Below are 16,765 nucleotides of genomic sequence, written 5' to 3' on the forward strand. Positions count from 1 at the left end.
CCGGGGGGTCAGTCGGCGACGAAGCGGGAGGAGCGGACGGCACCCGGCACGTACTCGCGCTGGCGGATGACGCGGAACCATCCCTTGGGCAGCGAGATCTCGGCGTGCTCCTCGTGCACCAGCCGCCCGCCGGAGTGCAGGTGCAGATGGTCGGGCACCAGCGGGTCGGAGTCGCGCAGCAGCTCGCCCGGCGCGGCGATCGCGTGCGCGTGGCCGGTGGCCTCGCCCAGTGCGAGCACCATGCGGCCGCGCTCGTCGCGCGGAGCGGGCGGAAGGTCCCGGACGGTCTGCGGGACCTCGTCCTCCCGGAGGGGCAGGATGAGGATGTCTCCCTGTCGGTACATGCGCCGCAACGTAACGGGGGCCACTGACATTTCCGCCCGCGCGGCCCGTCCACCTGCCCTGGAAGATCCGGCGCACGGGGCTTTGACCAGCCGATTCATCCGCCGCCGAGAGGCCGGAAAATCCTCGCCGGGACGCTCAGTAACCGCGGGTGCGGCGGGCCGCGGGCCGCGCCCACCGGCCGGACGCGCTGAGGCCGACCCGCTGGAAGGCGCGGACGAGTTCGCCGCCGAGGTTGACACCGGCGGCGAGGGCCAGCGCCACCGACAGCGCCCCGATGAGGCTGAGCACGCCCACCTGCGGGTTGCCGGTGTTGAGCTCGACCATCCCCCGGTAGAGCAGCGTCCCGGGGAGCAGGGGCGCGATGGCCGGGACGATGTACGGGAGCATTGGCGCGTTCCGACGGCGCGCCAGCATGCTCGCCAGTACGCCGATGGTGATGGCGGAGATGGCCGAGGCCAGGACGGGCGTCACGTTCCAATTCAGCAGCAGCGTGTACATGATCCAGATCAGTGCGCCGCCGGCGGCCGCCGCGACCAGGACGTTCTTGGGCACGACCAGGGACACGGCGAAGGCCAGCGACACCGCCGCCGCGGCCAGGACGGGGACGGGCTCGAACAGCGCGGGGGCGCTGGGCAGGTGGGGGACGACTTTCACGTCCAGCTTCACCGCGATGTACACGACGACGCCCAGTCCGGCGACGATCGCCGCGATGATGAAGAAGACCTCCAGCACGCGCGCGCCCGCGCTCACCAGGTCGCCGGTGATGCCGTCCTGGATGCTCGCCACCAGGGGGCGGCCGGGGAGCAGCGCGAGGATCGAGCCGGTCACCAGGGTGGACCCCTGGGCCGGGTTCCCCATGGCGACCACCAGGACGGCGGCGGTCGCGCCGAACGAGGAGGCGACCAGCAGCTGGAAGAACTCCGCGATGCCCCGGCGGGCCAGCGCCGCGGCGGCGCGGTCGCCCAGCATCGTGGCCACGAAGGCGGTGATGGCGACCAGCGGCCCGCCGCCCACCAGCAGGCTGGCCGAGGCGGAGATCAGCCCGAACGACACCACCAGCAGCCACGGCGGGTAGGGGCCGCGGCCGCGCTTGATCTCCGCCAGCCGGGTGTGCGCGTCCTCCAGCTCCAGCATCCCGATCGAGGCGTCCTGGACGAGCTCGTGAAGCTTGGTGAGCCGCCAGTAGGCGGGGGTGCGGCGCCGGATCGCCCGCGTGCCGGTGACCGGGAGCGCGCAGCCCCCCGGATGCGCCGACACCAGCAGGCTGGTGAAGGTGACCTGGACCTCGCAGCGCGGCAGTTCGTAGGCGACCCCGAGCCCGAGCATCGCCTCGTTCACCCGTTCGGTGGACTCGCCGCTGGCCAGGAGCAGCTCGCCGACGCGCAGGACGAGGTCGATCGCGCGCGCGTTGACGACCTCGCTGGGTTCGTCCTCAGGCGGTTCGGGCGGTGATCCGTCCATCAAGACCTGCCAGGTCCGCCGCAAGCGCTCAGTCGCCCGCCCCATGCCCGGTACCACGCCTCCTGTCCGCACTCATGCCGATACGACCGGTAGGCTACCCAAGCTGCGATCATGCTTAATCCCTGGGAGGCCAGGGAGTTATCCCCAGAATCGGATTCGGGTGCATGCGGTCGGAGGCGGCTGGTAGCAAGGACGGATGAGCCTTCCGGAGATGCCGCCCGAGCCGTCCGCGCCCGCCCCCGGGGACGGGGCCCTCCGCGACGAGGCCGAGCGCTGCCTGCGCGCCCTGGCCGGCGAACGGGCCCGGCTGCGCGAGGACCAGTGGACCGCGATCCACGCGCTGGTCGTCGACCGGCGCCGGGCCCTGGTCGTGCAGCGCACCGGCTGGGGCAAGTCCGCCGTCTACTTCGTGGCGACCCGGCTGCTGCGCGAGCGCGGCGCCGGCCCGACGGTGATCGTCTCGCCGCTGCTGGCGCTGATGCGCAACCAGATCGAGGCCGCCGAGCGGGCCGGCATCCGCGCCCGCACGATCAACTCCGCCAACACCGACGACTGGGAGCCGATCTTCGCCGAGGTCGAGGCGGGCGCGGTGGACGTGCTGCTGGTCAGCCCCGAGCGTCTCAACAACCCCGACTTCCGCGACCTGGTGCTGCCCAAGCTCGCCGCCGGGGCGGGCCTGGTCGTGGTCGACGAGGCGCACTGCATCTCCGACTGGGGCCACGACTTCCGTCCGGACTACCGGCGCCTGCGCACCCTCCTCGCCGACCTGCCCCCGGGCATCCCCGTGCTGGCCACCACCGCGACCGCCAACGCCCGCGTCACCCAGGACGTCGCCGAGCAGCTGGCCGCCGCCGACACCCTGGTGCTGCGCGGCGCGCTCGAACGCGACTCGCTGCGCCTGGCGGTCGTCCGGCTGCCCGAGGCCGAGCGCCGCATCGCCTGGCTCGGCGAGCACCTCGACCGGCTCCCCGGCTCGGGCATCGTCTACACCCTCACCGTGGCCGCCGCCCACGAGATCGCCGGCTACCTGCGCGAACGCGGCTACGAGGTGGCCGCCTACTCCGGCCAGACCGAGCCCGCCGAGCGCCTCCAGGCCGAGCGCGACCTGCACGGCAACAAGCTGAAGGCCCTGGTCGCCACCAGCGCGCTCGGCATGGGCTTCGACAAGCCCGACCTCGGCTTCATCGTCCATGTGGGCGCGCCGCAGTCGCCGGTGGCCTACTACCAGCAGATCGGCCGCGCCGGCCGCGGCGTCGACCGCGCCGAGGTGATCCTCCTGCCAGGCGTGGAAGACCGCGACATCTGGGCCTATTTCGCGAGCCTGGCCTTCCCGCCCGAGCCCGTCGTCAGAGCGACCCTCGACATCCTCGACGAGGCCGGCCGCCCCCTCTCCACCAGCGCTCTGGAGCCCCGCGTCGACCTCGGCCGGGCGCGGCTGGAGATGATGCTCAAGGTCCTGGACGTCGACGGCGCGGTGCGGCGGGTCAAGGGCGGCTGGACGGCCACCGGCCAGAGCTGGGCCTACGACCGCGAACGCTACGAGCGGGTGGCCGCCGAGCGCGCCCGCGAGCAGCGCGCCATGCTCGACTATCTCGCCACCGAGGGCTGCCGCGAGGAGTTCCTGCGGCGCCAGCTCGACGATCCCGAGGCCCGTCCCTGCGGACGCTGCGACAACTGCACCGGCCGGCACTGGCCCGCCGAGGTGTCGCAGGCGGGCGCCGCCCAGGCCCGCGATCGCCTGCGCCGTCCCGGCGTGGAGGTCGCGCCGCGCCGCATGTGGCCCACCGGGGTCAAGGACGACCTCGGCGTCTCAGGCCGCATCCCGCCCGACCACCTGGCCGAGCCGGGCAGAGTCCTGGGCCGTCTCACCGACATCGGCTGGGGCAACCGGCTCCGCGAGCTGTTCGCGGGCCCCGACACCGACATCACCCAGGAGATGTTCGACGCCGTAGTGAAGGTCCTGTCCGCCTGGGACTGGGCCGAACGCCCGTCCGGCGTGGTGACCGTCGCCTCCCGCTCCCGTCCCCGCCTGGTCGAGGGGTTCGGCCGCCGGATCGCCCAGATCGGCCGCCTTCCCTACCTCGGCGGCCTCGTCCCACTGGGCGAGCCCGTCCCGCGCCGCCACAACAGCGCCCAGCGCCTCCGCTCCGTCTGGCACGGCCTGACGCTCCCCGACGACGTCGCCACGGCCACCCGAGAGGCGGCCGGCCCCATCCTCCTGGTCGACGACCACATCGACACCGGCTGGACCATGACCGTGGCCACCCGCCTACTCCGACAGGCAGGAGCCCCCACCGTCCTCCCACTGGCCCTGGCCACAACCTCATGACCACCCGACCCCGGCACGCCATGCCGGCTTCCAAGCCGAGCAGCGGCCAGCAAGCCTCCTGCTCCCGTCCAGCAGCGGGCTCGTCGTCCCACCCCCTGCGCGCGACCGCCCCACGTGGGCCGCGCGCAAGGGGAGGAGGTTCGTTGTCGCGCCTGCGGGCGGCCTCGCGCAACGGGACGAGAGTGTTCTAGAGAACAGCAAAGCCCGTCCAGCTGTTTGGAAGAGCATCTCCAGATAAGTTCGGCGGTAAATGTCATCATTTCCCGCTGGAATGGCCCTGCGGCCATTTCGCGGGGCCGTCGCCCGCCGATCGGGCGGGGTAGTACCGTCCGTGTCCGTGTCGTCCTCTGTGCAACGCCCGCTCCTCGACGAGCTCCTCGACTGCCCGCCGGGGCTGCTCGACACCACCTTCGACCAGCTGAGAACGCTGCTGGTGGTGTACGAGACCGGCTCGGCGCTGCGCGCGGCCCGGGCCCTGGGGCGCGAGCAGTCCAGCGTCCAGAAGCAGCTCGACACGCTGAACCGCAACTGCCAGGCGCTGTGCGGCGAGGTGCTCACGCTGCGGCAGGGGCGCGGCAAGGACTTCCTGTTCACGCCGACCGGGGAGGGTGCGGCGGGGCTGGCGCGGCAGACGCTCCGGGAGTGGCTGGACGCCGTGCACTGGAGCCGCCGCAGGCTCGGCCGGATGATCACCGTGGGGACGACCGAGTTCACCCTGCCCATCGTTTCGCGTGCCTGGGACCTGGTGGCCGAGGAGCTGCGGCAGCGGGAGGTGGAGTTCAAGGTCGTGCACGTGCGGACCAAGGATCTGTGGGCGCGGCTGGAGTCCAGGGAGATGGACCTGATCTGCGGCACGATCGTCAGCACGCCCGACGGCGACGACAGGCTGCGCGACTACGACCTGGTGGAGTACGCGCGCGGCCGGGCGACGCTGCTCACCAACCTGGACGAGTCCGAGCTGCCCGGCACCGCCGCGCGCACCAGCGCGCTGGCCGGGCTGCCCCTGGTGGTGCCGCCCGCCGGGCTGATCGCCGACTTCCTGGCCTGCTGGTACGGCCCCGGCTTCCGGGACCGGCTGAACGTGGTGGCCGACATCGACGACGTGCACTACGGGTTCTCGCTGCTGCGCTCGGGCTTCGTCCGCGGCTGCATGATCGTCACGGCGTCGATCGGGCGCCGCATGGCCGAGCGGATCGAGCCGGGGGAGCGCCCGCTGCGCACCCTGGACCTGCACGACGACCTCGAACCCAAGGCCGAACTGATGACCGGCGCGTTCGTGCGCAAGGCCGATCTCGGGCGCTACGACCCGAGCCATCCGCTGAACCGGCTATGGGCCGCCGTACGCGAGGACGCCCGTGCCCACACGGCAGAGCCCGCCGGCGGTCCGTGACCTAGGGCCTGTCTCGACGTGGCCTCAGGTGCCGCGCGAGCGCGCTACCTGGCCGGTGAGGCGAGCCGGAGGCGAGCTGCACCGGCCAGATCGCGAAGCGATGTCGCGCTCGCACCAAGCCCGGTCAGGGTGCGAGCCGCCAGGCGAGCCCCTGGGCCGGGATTGAATTAACACAGCCTCAGTTCTTGATCTGGTTGTCGACCACGTCGAGGGTCGGGCGGGCGCCCAGGTGCTGCATGGCGCGGGCGGCCAGGTGGGTGCCGGCGGTGAGCGCGTCGGCGGGCGGCTTGCCGTCCAGCCAGACCGGGATGAACCCGGCCACGAACGCGTCCCCGGCGCCCGTCCCGTCGACGATCTTCTCGACGGGTTCGGCGGCGACCGTGACCGCTTCGGGGCGGCCGTTGGTGTACCAGAGGGCGCCCTCGCCCCCGTTCATGATGACCACCTGCGGGTACCAGGCGGTGAGCACCTTGGCGGCCTGGTCGGGGGTGTCCCGGCCGGTCAGCACCTCGGCCTCCTTGGCGTTGACCACCAGCAGCCGGGCGCCCTGCGTCCACTCGAGGAAGGGCTCGGCGCCCATCCGCTTGAGCGGCGAGGACGAGCCGCCGTCCACCGAGATGGACATCTGGGCCTTGCGGGCCAGCTCCAGGGTGTGGATGGCGGCCTTCCGGGACCCCTCGTTGATCAGGGAGTACCCGGACAGGTGCAGGTGGGTTCCCTGGTTGAAAAGGTCTCTGCAGCGTTCGATGTCCTCCGGGAGGAGCGCCGCGTTGGCCCCGGGGTCGGACAGCATGGTCCGGTCACCCTTGTGGGTGACCAGCACCACACAGGTCCCGGTGGGGCGCTCCTGGTCCATGACCAGGCGGGCGTCCACGCCGTACCCCATGAGCTCCATGTCCCGGTTCCGGCCCGCGATGTCGGAGCCGCGACGGCCGACGAAGGCCGCCTCGACCCCTTCCAGGGCCAGCCACGAGGCCACGTTGGCGCCCGAGCCGCCTCCGTGCGTCGTCACGGCGGCGGGCGTGTCGCTGCCCTTGGCCAGGGGGAATGCGGCACGAGCCACGGTGTCAGTCATCAAATCGCCGACCACGACCACGCGCGTCATGGAGTCATCACCTCGATCAACACGGCCCGCGCGAGCGGCATTCTGGGCGTGTGGACGACCGTAACAGCTCTTGACCCCCGAATAGGTCTCGAACGCGCAGCGAAACCGGGGAACCCGGCGTTTTTCCCTGCGCGTTAACCCGGGGCGGCGCCGCGCCGACCGTCGGGGAGATCCTATTTCAGTGCCCGGACCAGCGGGAACCGCTCCCGGAGGGCGGCGTGTCATACGCTCGGGGACGTGTATCCCGATCATTGGGAGGCCGACGTCGTCCTCACCGACGGCGGGACCGCGCATCTGCGTCCCATCCGGAGCGAGGACGCCGAGCTGCTGCGGGCCTTCTACGCACGGCTGTCGCCCGAGTCGATCTACTACCGGTTCTTCTCGCCGCGGCCGACGCTGTCCGACCGCGAGATCGAGCACTTCGTCAACGTCGACCACGATCGGCGGGTGGCGCTGATCGCGACGATCGGCGGGGCGATGGTGGCGGTGGTGCGCTACGACCGGTCGGCCGACCGTCCCGGCACCGCCGAGGTCGCCTTCCTGGTCGAGGACGCCCACCAGGGGCGCGGGCTGGGGGCGGTGCTGCTGGAGCACATCGCGGCCGCGGCCCGGGAGCGGGGCGTGGACCGGTTCGTGGCGAGCGTGCTGCCCGACAACCGGCGGATGACCCGGGTGTTCCGGGAGGTCGGATACCGGGCGGAGCAGCGGTTCGAGGACGGCGTGATCGAGCTGCGCCTGGACCTGGAGCCGACCGAGACGTCGGTGGAGGTGATGGCGGCCCGCGAGCACCGCGCCGAGTCGCGGTCGATCCAGCGGCTGCTATTCCCCGGCTCGGTGGCGGTGGTCGGCGCGAGCCGGGCCGCGCACAGCGTGGGGCAGACCGTCCTGCGGCATCTGCTGCGCGGCGACTTCAGCGGTCCCGTCTACCCGGTGCACCCCACCGCCACGGCCGTCGCCGGTGTGCGGGCGTACGCCTCGGTCCTGGACATCCCCGACGACGTCGACCTGGCCGTGGTGTCGGTCCGGGCCGGGGCGGTGCACGAGGTGGTGGAGCAGTGCGCGAGCAAGGGCGTGCACGGCCTCATCGTGGTGTCGTCCGGTTTCGGGGAGACGGGCGCGGAGGGCAGGGCGCGCCAGCAGGAGTTGGTGCGGCTCGCGCGGGCGTACGGGATGCGCGTGGTGGGCCCCAACTGCCTGGGCATCGCCAACACCGACCCTGACGTGCGCCTGAACGCGACCCTGGCCCCCACCATGCCCGGTAGGGGGCCGGTGGGGTTCTTCTCGCAGTCGGGCGCCCTGGGCATCGCCATCTTGCAGCGCACGGCCGAACGCGGGCTGGGCCTGTCGTCGTTCGTCTCGGCTGGGAACCGGGCCGATGTGTCGGGCAACGACCTGATGCAGTACTGGGAGGAGGATCCGGCTACCAAGGCGGTCCTGCTCTATCTGGAATCGCTGGGCAATCCCCGCAAGTTCGCCCGGCTGGCGCGCCGGCTGAGCCGTCGCAAGCCGATCGTGGCGGTGAAGAGCGGCCGCAGCACCCAGGGCGTCCCGATCGGGCACGCCGCGAAGGCCCTGAGCCTGCCCGACCATGCGGTCAGCGCGCTGTTCGCGCAGGCCGGAGTGATCCGCGTCGAGGGCCTGTCGGAGCTGTTCGACGTGGCGCAGCTGCTGGCCTACCAGCCGCTGCCGGCCGGCGACCGGATCGCGATCATCGACAACTCCGACTCGCTGGGCCTGCTCGCCCAGGACGCCGCCGTGGCGCTCGGCCTGGACGTCGCCGCCCCCGTCAACCTCGGTCCCCGCGCGGGCGCCGACGAGTACGAGGCGGCGCTGGCGGAGGCCTTGGAGGACGAGGGCGCAGACGCGGTCGTGGCGCTGTTCACGCCGCCCACGATCGGGGGCTACGACGCCCGGGTGCCGGAGAAGCTCCTGCGGTTGGCCGCCGGGAGTTCCAAGCCGATCGTGGCGACGTACCTGGGCTCCGAGGGCATGCCGGAGGAGTTGCGGGTCGCCGGTCCCGACGGCATGGCGGCGGCGGGGTCGATCCCTTCGTATCCGGCGCCGGAGGTCGCGGTACGGGCCTTGGCCTACGTCGTCCGGTACGCGCAGTGGCGGCAACGCCCGCAGGGCAGCCTTCCCGAGCTTTCGGGCATGGATCGCAAGCGCGCGCGGGCGCTGGTGGGTGAATGGCTGGATTCGGGCGAAAGCGTGGTGGCAACGCCCCAGCAGGCCGCCGAGTTGCTGGCCTGTTACGGGATCCCGATCGCCGACAAGGGCGATGGCGTACCGACGCGCATCGTCACCATGGAGGACGCGTCGTTCGGCGCCGTGGTGTCGTTCGGCCTGGCCGACGAGACAGCGGCCCTTCTGGACGACCGGGCCTACCGCCTGGCGCCCTTGACGGACGTGGAGGCCGCGGAACTGGTGCGTGCCATACGTACCGCGCCACTCCTCCTTGGCCATCGCGGTGCCGAGCCCGTCGACGTGCCCGCGCTGGAAGATCTGCTCCTGCGCGTGTCCCGCCTGGGCGACGACCTGCCCGAGGTCGCCCGTTTGGAACTCGACCCGGTGGTGGTGGGCGTCTCGGGCATCGCGGTACGCGAGGTGACGCTGCGCCTTGAGCGCCCGTTGGGGCCTCGTCCGGAACTGGGCCCGCGCCGCCTCCCCTGAGAGATCAACCCGGGGGCTCGGGCGGGTGCGGCTCCGGCGTGGGCGGTACAGGATCGGGGGCCGGCCCGGGCGGTTCGGGTTCGGGCGGCGGCCCAGGAGGGACCGGTTCGGGTTCCGGGGTCGGCGGTACGGGATCGGGGGCCGGCCCGGGCGGGACGGGCTGCGGCGGTCTCGGCGGCGGCTGGGGCGTGGGTCCCGGCGGCGGTTCCGGAGGCGGCACCGGAGGTTGAGGGGGCGGCGCCGGATCGGGCGTGGGCGGGGGAATGGGGGGCGGCGACGGCAACGGATCACGAGCGGCCATGCCCATCCCCTACCCCGAGGGGGCCCAAATGACCGCGTTGATCGGACGGTTGATGGGACGGTATGTGCGCGGCCCACCCGGAACAGGGCAGGATGGGGCCATGAGGGAAACCCGAGCGACGGCTCACGGGCTGCGCACGGCCATCGAGCGCAGCGGTTACTATCCGGCCCTGGTCGCGGACGCGGTCGAGTCGGCGGTAGGCGACGAGCCGGTGGCCGCCTACGTCGTACATCATGAGGCGACGTTCGACCCCGCGATGGAGGTGCGGCGGCACGTCACGGTGCTGGTGCTGTCGGCCACCCGGCTGCTGGTCTGCCATACCGACGAGCACCCGCCCGGCGAGGGGATGGCGCAGCCGCACGCGTCCACCACGACGGAGGCCATCAAGCTCGACCGCGTCCAGTCGGTCGCGGTCACCCGGGTCGTGCCCGACCCGGCGTCCTACGTGCCGGGCGTGCCGCCCACGGAGGTGGTGCTGACCATCGGATGGGGCGCCATCGCCCACATCGACCTGGAGCCGGCGACGTGCGGCGACGAGAACTGCGAGGCCGACCACGGCTACACCGGCAGCGTCACCGCCGACGACCTGTCCTTGCGGGTGAGCGAGGCGGCCGACGGCCGGGACGCGGTCACCCAGGTGCTGGCCTTCGCCGAGGCGCTCTCGATCGAGACCGCCAGATGAGCCCTCCGCCGGTCCCACGCTACGGAGCGGGCGCGCTGGCCGACCTGCCCGCCTCGGTACTGGCGGCGCTGGGCGTGCCGGGCGCGGCCGACGTGCTGGGCCTGCCCGCGCTGCCGCGCGCCTGCGTGCTGGTCATCGACGGGCTGGGCCGGGAACTGCTGGACGCGCACCGCGAGCAGGCCCCGTTCCTGGCCTCGCTGGCGGGCGGCGCGCTCACCGCCGGGTTCCCGGCCACGACCGTCGCCAGCCTGGGGTCGCTGGCCACCGGCCTGCCGCCGGGCGGGCACGGGCTCCTGGGCGTCCAGGTGGCCATTCCGGGCACCGGGCGGCTGCTGAACTGCCTGCGCTGGCAGGACGACACCGTCGATCCGGAGACGTTCCAGCCGGCGCCCACCGCCTACGAGCGGGCGGCGGCCGACGGGGTGGCCGTCTCGTACGTGGCGTCGCGCATGTACCGGGGGAGCGGCCTGAGCCGTGCCACGGCCCGCGGGGCGTCCTACGTGGCGGCGGACGGGCCGGGCCAGCTGGTGGGCCGTGCCGAGTACGCGCTGCGGCAGGGCGACCGGGCCTTCGTGACCGTCTACCACGCCGATCTCGACTCCACCGGCCACCAGTTCGGTGTCGGGTCGCCGGACTGGCGGCACCAGTTGCGGTTCGTCGACCTCCTGGCGGAGAAGATCGCCGGTGTGCTGCCCCCGGGCGCGGCCCTGTACGTCACCGCCGACCACGGCATGGTCGACCCCACCGAGCGGGTGGACGTGGACACCACACCCGCCCTCCGGGAGGGCGTCGCCCTGCTCGGCGGGGACGCCCGGGCCCGCTACGTCTACAGCGAGCCCGGCGCGCACGGCGACGTACTGGCCGCCTGGGAGGAGGCGCTGGGCGCCAAGGCGTGGGTGTGCTCGCGGGACGAGGCGGTGGCGGCCGGGTGGTTCGGCCCGGTCGAGCCCGCCCTCCTGGACCGGATCGGCGACGTGATCGCGGTGCCCCACGCCGACCTCGCCATCGTGGCGTCCGAGCGCGAGCCGTGGCTGGAGAGGATGGTGGGGATGCACGGCTCGCTCGTCCCGGCGGAACAGATGGTGCCGCTGCTGACGCACACCCACGCCTGACGCGCGGCTCAGGTGAGGCGCTCTTCGAGGCGTTCCAGGCGCTGGACGAGCGGCCGCAGTTCTTCGCGGATGGCCGCCGCCAGCGCGGCAGGGGCGGATTCGGCGGCGGGCGGCGCGGGCTGTGCGACCTGTGCGCGCAGGTGGACGTAGCCCGCGAGGGCCGCGCTGACCGCGCGGCGGGCGAGCCGCTGCTCGGCCCCTAGGGAGCGCAGGATGTGCCCCGCCGTCCCGTCCGGCTCGGTGATCAGCCCGAGCAGCAGGTGCTCGCAGCCGACGTAGTTGTGGCCGAGCGCGGTCGCCTCGGTCACGGCCAGTTCCAGCGCGGCGGCGGCGTGCGCGCCGAACCGCAGCGCGGGGTCGTCCTGTACCGGTCCGCCGTCGCCGGTCGTGCGGACGATCTCGCTCCAGATCCGGTCGGGGTCGATCTCCAGGGCGCGGAGCACCTGGAGGGCCAGGTTGCCGCCTTCGGCCAGCAGCCCGCCGAGCAGGTGCTCGGTGCCGATCCCGGCCGCGCCGGCGGACCGGGCCTGCTCGTGCGCGAGCTTGATCGCCCCGCGGGCGCGCTGGGTGAAGTGGTCGAGTCCGGCCACGGTGGCGGCGATGTCGGAGCGGGTGGCGGCGGTCTCCCGGATGGCCGTCACGCGCCGTACGGCCTGCTCAAGGGCCCGCTGGCAGACGGCCGACACCGGCACGCCGGCCTCCTTGACCGCCTCGGCGAGCTCGTCCGGGACGTAGACGTTGATCTTCGGCACGTCGACTCCAGATGGGGTTATATGGGGGGTATGACCCCAAGGTAACCCCATCATTGGCGGAAGTCCAGCCGTCCGTCCGCTCGGCGTCGTAGGGTCGGGAGATGTGACGAACGCGATTCCGCCCCTCCCTTATCCGGGCAAGGCGGGCCAAACTGACGATGTGCAGCCTCTCATCGACGTTCCCGCGCTGGCCCGGCTGATCCGGCGGGACCCCCCGCCCGTCCTCCTTGACGTCCGATGGCACCTGTCCGGCCCGCCGGGGATCGACTCCTACCGGCGGGGACACCTTCCCGGGGCGGTCTTCGTCGACCTCGACCGCGACGTGGCGGGCCCGCCGGGCGAGGGCGGGCGCCACCCGCTGCCCGCGCCCGCCGACTTCGAGGCCGCCATGAGACGCGCCGGCGTGACCGGTGACCGGCTCGTGGTGGTGTACGACGACGCCGACTCCACCGCGGCGGCGCGCCTGTGGTGGACGCTGCGCCACTTCGGCCACGACCGCGTCCGCGTGCTGGACGGCGGCTTCCGCGCCTGGAACGAGGCAGGCCGCCCCGTGACCGAGGAGGAGCCCGCCGTCAAGCCGGGCGACTTCATCTCCCGTCCCGGCCGGCTCCCCGTGCTGGACGCCGGAGGCGCCGCGGCCCTCGCCGAGGCCGGCGCCCTCCTCGACGCCCGCGCGGCCGAACGCTTCCGCGGCGAGACCGAGCCCGTCGACCCGGTCGCCGGGCACATCCCCGGCGCCAGAAGCGCCCCGACCCTGGGCAACGTCGGCGTCGACGGCCGGTTCCTGCCGCCCGCCCTGCTCCGGGAGCGCTTCGCCGGGCTCGGCGCCACCGACGCCGTCGACGTCGGCGCCTACTGCGGCTCCGGAGTGACCGCCGCCCACGAGATCCTCGCCCTGACCCTCGCGGGCATCCCGGCCGCCCTCTACGTCGGCTCCTGGTCCGACTGGATCACCGACCCCGCCAACCCGGTGGCCACCGGCGACGCCTAGCCGGCGCCGTAGCAGTTGACGCCTGCCACGCCCAGGGGGCGGGGGACGGCGGCCACGGCGCCGGCAGGGCTCCGCCCGGCGGCCAGGGCGGCGTGGACGGCGGCCATGAACGGCGGGGCGTCCGCGTCGCGCACGGGGGTCACGCTGGCGATCACGGTGGCGGTGCCGAGCGCCAGGAGGACGCCGACCATGCCGATCACCGCGTCGTGGCCCCCGGCGCGGCCGAGGTCGCAGGCCGACAGCACGACCACGCGCGGCGGCACGTCCAGCTCCTCCAGGTCGCAGAGCATCAGGGGGCCGTCGGCCAGGCGCAGGCTGGAGAAGAGGACGTTGCCGTCGCGGAACTCGCCGTGCGCGGCGATGTGGGCGAGGTCGGCGCCGTCCAGCGCGTCCCGTACGGCCTCTGCTTCGGCGGACGCACCGGTGTAGGTGAGCGACTCCGGGTAGAGCTGCCGGAGCGTCCGCACCTCTTCGTCTGCATGGTCTAGGTCGGGGCCTGAGGCGAGTACGACGTGGCCTGTTCGGCGCTCGGTGCACGCCGCGCGCGCTTGCAACCACGCCGCCGCCGATGGGACGAGCGTGTACGGGCGGCCGCGCAGCGAGGGGAGCGTCGCCCAGGGGAGGCCGTGCAGCGGTCCTGTAGGGGCCAGGACGATCTCGGTGGCGCGGGATAGCTCCTCCTTGAGCGGCCCCAGGAGAAGGTCGTCCAGGCGCCGGGCGGCCTGGGCGAGGCCGTTGCGGCTCTGCCGGTCGCCGTCGCCGCGTTCGACGAGCCGCCGCAGAGCGAAACGCGCCAACCGGGACTCCCGGACCGCCTTCTCATACGCGCCGAGGCGGTGGCGCCGGAACCGGCCCTCGTGGACGGTCACGGCATGCAAGCCGTCCCCGACCTGGATCAGCTCCACCAGAGCGCGCTGCCCCAAGGCCGCGGTCAGCCGTCCGATGTCGGGCCGCCCGGCCGGGCCGCCGCCCGAGCGGCGGCGGATGCGGGCCTGGACCGAGGTCTCCAGCCGCGCCAGGCGGTCGGTGAGGGCGGTGTCGGGCGCCTGGTCGTGCGCCAGGGCGGCGGCGTGCCGGGCGCTGAGGGCGCGCAGCTCCGACAGCGCCGCGGCGCGGGCCGGGTCCCGCGGTGGACGCAGCGAGGCGGGACGGGCGAGGGCGCGGCGCCGTTCCTCGGCCGACAGCAGCTCGCGCGGCGACCGCGCCGCGTGCAGGGCCAGCCCCGCCAGCTCGGCGCCCAGCCCGGCGGCCCGGGCGCGCAGTTCGAGCGCCCCGAACACCTCGGCGTGCTCCTCGACGACCCGCAGCCCCGCCCGGATCGCGGCGCGGGCGCCATCGTGGTCGTGGCGTGCGGACCGGTCGAGCGCGGTGGCGTGCCAGGCGGCGGCGCGGAGCGCGGCGGGCCCGCGGTCGCGCGCCCGGGCGATCGGTTCCAGCAGGTGCCCGGCGGGGCGGCCGAGGGCGAGGGCGATGCGGGCGGCGATGACGCGGGCCTCCGCCGAGGTCTCCGCCCAGCCCTTGTCACGCAGCCGGTCGGCGGTCGCGACCGCCGAACGCAGGAAGACGGCCGAACGGTCGCCGGCGGCCCAGCGCGCGCGGAGGAGGAGGTGCTCGGCCAGCAGCATCCAGCCGGTGCGCTCGTGCTCGGCGAACGCGGCGCGGGCCCGTTCGGCGGTCTCGGCCGCCCGCTCCGGATCGCCGTCGGCCAGCTCGGCATGTCCCAGCAGCAGGAGCCCGTCGGCGATGTCGCACCTGTAGCCGTTCGCCGTCACGTTGGCGAGCGTGGCCTCCAGAAGCGGGCGGGCCTCTCCGGGCAGGCCCGCCCGGATGAGCGTCTCGGCGACGTCGAACCGGCACTGCGCGGCCCGTTCGGGAGTCAGGCCAGGCTCGGCGGACGCGAAGAGGCGGAGCGCCCGTGGAACGTCGCCGCGCCGGGACGCGACGAAGGCGAGGTTGCCCTGCGCCATCGCGGCGAGGTGGCACAGCCCCGCGGCCTCTCCCACGGCGACGGCTTCGCGCAGAGCCGTTTCGGCGGTGTCGAGTTCTCCCTGTAGGGCGCGGGCAAGGCCGAGGTTGGTGAGCAGTCCCGTCAGGGCCGCAGGGTCTTGTTGTCGGCGGAGGCGGGGGAGCGCTTGCGAGGTGACCGCGTCGGCCTCGGGTAGGCGTCCCACACGTGCCAGTGCACAGGCGATGTTGGCCGCCAGACGGTCCGCGTCGGCACCCTCAAGGACATCCTCCGCACGGGCCCCCTCGGCCAGGGCGCCTTGGAAATCCCCGCATGCGGTCAGAAGGCCGACGAGATTCATCCGTACCAGGGCCGCGTCATAGCCTTGTGCCCGTTCCAGGGCCTCCTTGAGCAGATCGATGCCTTCGTCCAGAAGGCCCAGCTCCTTGGCGGCCAGCCCCGCCGCCCGCAACGCGATGACGGCGGCCCTGCCGTCCTCCGTACGGGCCAGGAAGGAACGAGCGCGCGCATGGCATGAGGCCGGGTCGGACATGACGAGCCCCAGCAGAGTCTCCGCCTCTAGCTCGGGGCTGGTCACAGGCGGATCCAGCTGGTCACCACGGACCTTCCGTCCGGCAGCAGGAACACGATGCTGACCAGCCCCTCGGGCAGTTCGGGGAGCACGAAGTGCCCCGCCCGGTCGGCGCACGTCGACGGCTGCTCGGGGACCAGCGCCAGATGCCGCACCCGCACCCGGGCGGGCACCGGCGGGGCCAGCCGTCCGGCGATCTCCCGCACCCGCCCGGACCCGGCGATCTCCAGCTCGATCGCCAGGCCCGGCGCGGCGAACGTGAGCGAGCGCGTGGCCCCGCCCCGCACCGAGCCCGCGCCGGCCGGGCGGTCCTCCACCGGCTCGGCCAGCGCCGCACCGGGTACCCGCCACGCCAGCGCGGAGCGCGCCGCGGCCATCACCTCGCCGGGGACCGGATCGAGCGCCTGGAACGTCGCCCGCACCCGGGCCAGCAGCTCATCGCTCACGACGCCAGCCTCCGCACCAGGCTCTCGAGGCAGCGGGCACGGGTCGGCCCGATGCTCCCGACCGGCATCTCCAGCGCCGCCGCCAGCTCCGCGTAGCTCGGCGCGACGGCGAACAGCCGCAGCAGCACCTGGCAGCGCCGCGGCAGCGCCTGGAGCGCCGTGGCGACCTGCGCCACCCGCTCCCGCGCCAGGGCCAGCTCCTCCGGCGCCGTGTGCGCGGGCGCGGGCACCGCCGAGTCGGCCACCAGGTCACCGCGCGCCGAGGCGTGCCGGGCCGCGCGCAGGCTCTCCCGGCGCGCGGTGACCACCAGCCAGCGCCCGACGGCGCCCGGCTGCTCGATCCGGTCGATCCGTTCCACCAGCCGCAGCCACGTCGTCTGCACCACGTCGCCGGCGTCGGCCGTGCCGAGGCCGTACGAGCGCGCGATCGACCACAGCAGCCCGCTGTACCTCTCGACGAGCCCGGCCCAGGCCGCGCCGTCGCCGCCCCGTGCGCGGGCCATCAGCGCGGCCACGTCCTCCTGGCCGCGGGCGCCGTCGCGCTGGTGTGCGGCGTCCGCGGCGCGCGTCGTCGTGGTGGTGTCGTCGTGTCCGGTCACAGCGCCTCGTGCGGTGGTCTCGTCTCTTGCGGGTGGAAGCGGTCG

General features: G+C 73.9%; 13 protein-coding genes. 6 read left to right on the forward strand and 7 right to left on the reverse strand.

Annotated elements, in window-relative coordinates; genetic code table 11:
- Positions 1 to 8: 8 nt before the first annotated feature.
- Together ABD340_RS12345 and ABD340_RS12350 are read right to left on the reverse strand one after the other, a co-directional pair.
- On the reverse strand, positions 9 to 344 hold the full coding sequence (locus tag ABD340_RS12345; protein ID WP_344588954.1) for a hypothetical protein: 336 nt from the start codon (positions 342 to 344) through the stop codon (positions 9 to 11).
- Positions 345 to 480: 136 nt separating this feature from the next.
- A complete protein-coding gene (locus ABD340_RS12350; RefSeq protein ID WP_344588955.1) occupies positions 481 to 1,806 on the reverse strand; it encodes a threonine/serine exporter family protein in 1,326 nt (441 codons plus the stop codon).
- A 196-nt stretch (positions 1,807 to 2,002) separates the two neighbouring features.
- Between ABD340_RS12350 and ABD340_RS12355 the strand changes: the two genes are divergently transcribed.
- On the forward strand, positions 2,003 to 4,135 hold the full coding sequence (locus ABD340_RS12355; RefSeq protein WP_344588956.1) for a RecQ family ATP-dependent DNA helicase: 2,133 nt from the start codon (positions 2,003 to 2,005) through the stop codon (positions 4,133 to 4,135).
- 337 nt (positions 4,136 to 4,472) lie between these two features.
- Positions 4,473 to 5,525: a LysR family transcriptional regulator gene (locus tag ABD340_RS12360; RefSeq protein WP_344588957.1), complete on the forward strand. Its 1,053-nt coding sequence runs from the start codon at positions 4,473 to 4,475 to the stop codon at positions 5,523 to 5,525.
- Positions 5,526 to 5,703: 178 nt separating this feature from the next.
- On the opposite strand, the gene ABD340_RS12365 is transcribed toward ABD340_RS12360, so the two are convergent.
- Positions 5,704 to 6,630, reverse strand: coding sequence for a carbohydrate kinase family protein (locus tag ABD340_RS12365; protein ID WP_344588958.1), 927 nt, complete (start codon positions 6,628 to 6,630; stop codon positions 5,704 to 5,706).
- Positions 6,631 to 6,867: 237 nt separating this feature from the next.
- Between ABD340_RS12365 and ABD340_RS12370 the strand changes: the two genes are divergently transcribed.
- From ABD340_RS12370 to ABD340_RS12380, 3 genes are all read left to right on the forward strand, one after another.
- A complete protein-coding gene (locus ABD340_RS12370) occupies positions 6,868 to 9,300 on the forward strand; it encodes a bifunctional acetate--CoA ligase family protein/GNAT family N-acetyltransferase (RefSeq protein WP_344588959.1) in 2,433 nt (810 codons plus the stop codon).
- A gap of 401 nt (positions 9,301 to 9,701) precedes the next feature.
- The gene (locus tag ABD340_RS12375; RefSeq protein WP_344588960.1) at positions 9,702 to 10,283 is read left to right on the forward strand and encodes a DUF5998 family protein; all 582 of its coding nucleotides are present in this window, start codon (positions 9,702 to 9,704) and stop codon (positions 10,281 to 10,283) included.
- Entirely contained in the window at positions 10,280 to 11,395 is a 1,116-nt protein-coding gene (locus tag ABD340_RS12380) for an alkaline phosphatase family protein (protein ID WP_344588961.1), read from the forward strand. Before ABD340_RS12375 ends, ABD340_RS12380 begins: the two co-directional genes overlap by 4 nt.
- Positions 11,396 to 11,403: 8 nt before the next feature.
- On the opposite strand, the gene ABD340_RS12385 is transcribed toward ABD340_RS12380, so the two are convergent.
- Positions 11,404 to 12,147 carry a Clp protease N-terminal domain-containing protein gene (locus tag ABD340_RS12385; protein ID WP_344588962.1) on the reverse strand — a complete coding sequence of 248 codons (744 nt, stop codon included), beginning with the start codon at positions 12,145 to 12,147 and terminating at the stop codon, positions 11,404 to 11,406.
- Between the two features lie 160 nt (positions 12,148 to 12,307).
- Here ABD340_RS12385 and ABD340_RS12390 point away from each other — a divergent pair, with 160 nt between their 5' ends.
- Positions 12,308 to 13,138 carry a sulfurtransferase gene (locus tag ABD340_RS12390; protein ID WP_344588963.1) on the forward strand — a complete coding sequence of 277 codons (831 nt, stop codon included), beginning with the start codon at positions 12,308 to 12,310 and terminating at the stop codon, positions 13,136 to 13,138.
- Here the strand turns inward: ABD340_RS12390 and ABD340_RS12395 are convergent.
- From ABD340_RS12395 to ABD340_RS12405, 3 genes are read right to left on the reverse strand one after another with little or no spacing between them, the layout of a single operon-like run.
- Entirely contained in the window at positions 13,135 to 15,681 is a 2,547-nt protein-coding gene (locus ABD340_RS12395; protein ID WP_344588964.1) for a CHAT domain-containing protein, read from the reverse strand. The two genes, ABD340_RS12390 and ABD340_RS12395, sit on opposite strands and share 4 nt — an antisense overlap.
- The gene (locus tag ABD340_RS12400) at positions 15,678 to 16,121 is read right to left on the reverse strand and encodes a hypothetical protein (RefSeq protein ID WP_344588965.1); all 444 of its coding nucleotides are present in this window, start codon (positions 16,119 to 16,121) and stop codon (positions 15,678 to 15,680) included. Before ABD340_RS12400 ends, ABD340_RS12395 begins: the two co-directional genes overlap by 4 nt.
- Positions 16,118 to 16,720: an RNA polymerase sigma factor gene (locus ABD340_RS12405; RefSeq protein ID WP_344588966.1), complete on the reverse strand. Its 603-nt coding sequence runs from the start codon at positions 16,718 to 16,720 to the stop codon at positions 16,118 to 16,120. Before ABD340_RS12405 ends, ABD340_RS12400 begins: the two co-directional genes overlap by 4 nt.
- Positions 16,721 to 16,765: the final 45 nt, after the last annotated feature.

It is taken from the genome of Actinomadura vinacea, assembly GCF_039532545.1.
Classification (GTDB): Bacteria; Actinomycetota; Actinomycetes; order Streptosporangiales; family Streptosporangiaceae; genus Spirillospora; species Spirillospora vinacea.

What these genes read in the sequence shown, in the direction of transcription:
- ABD340_RS12345 (WP_344588954.1), bottom strand. Translation starts at nt 344, where the DNA reads ATGTACCGACAGGGAGACATCCTCATCCTGCCCCTCCGGGAGGACGAG.
- ABD340_RS12350 (WP_344588955.1), bottom strand. Translation starts at nt 1,806, where the DNA reads ATGGACGGATCACCGCCCGAACCGCCTGAGGACGAACCCAGCGAGGTC.
- ABD340_RS12355 (WP_344588956.1), top strand. Translation starts at nt 2,003, where the DNA reads ATGAGCCTTCCGGAGATGCCGCCCGAGCCGTCCGCGCCCGCCCCCGGG.
- ABD340_RS12365 (WP_344588958.1), bottom strand. Translation starts at nt 6,630, where the DNA reads ATGACGCGCGTGGTCGTGGTCGGCGATTTGATGACTGACACCGTGGCT.
- ABD340_RS12375 (WP_344588960.1), top strand. Translation starts at nt 9,702, where the DNA reads ATGAGGGAAACCCGAGCGACGGCTCACGGGCTGCGCACGGCCATCGAG.
- ABD340_RS12380 (WP_344588961.1), top strand. Translation starts at nt 10,280, where the DNA reads ATGAGCCCTCCGCCGGTCCCACGCTACGGAGCGGGCGCGCTGGCCGAC.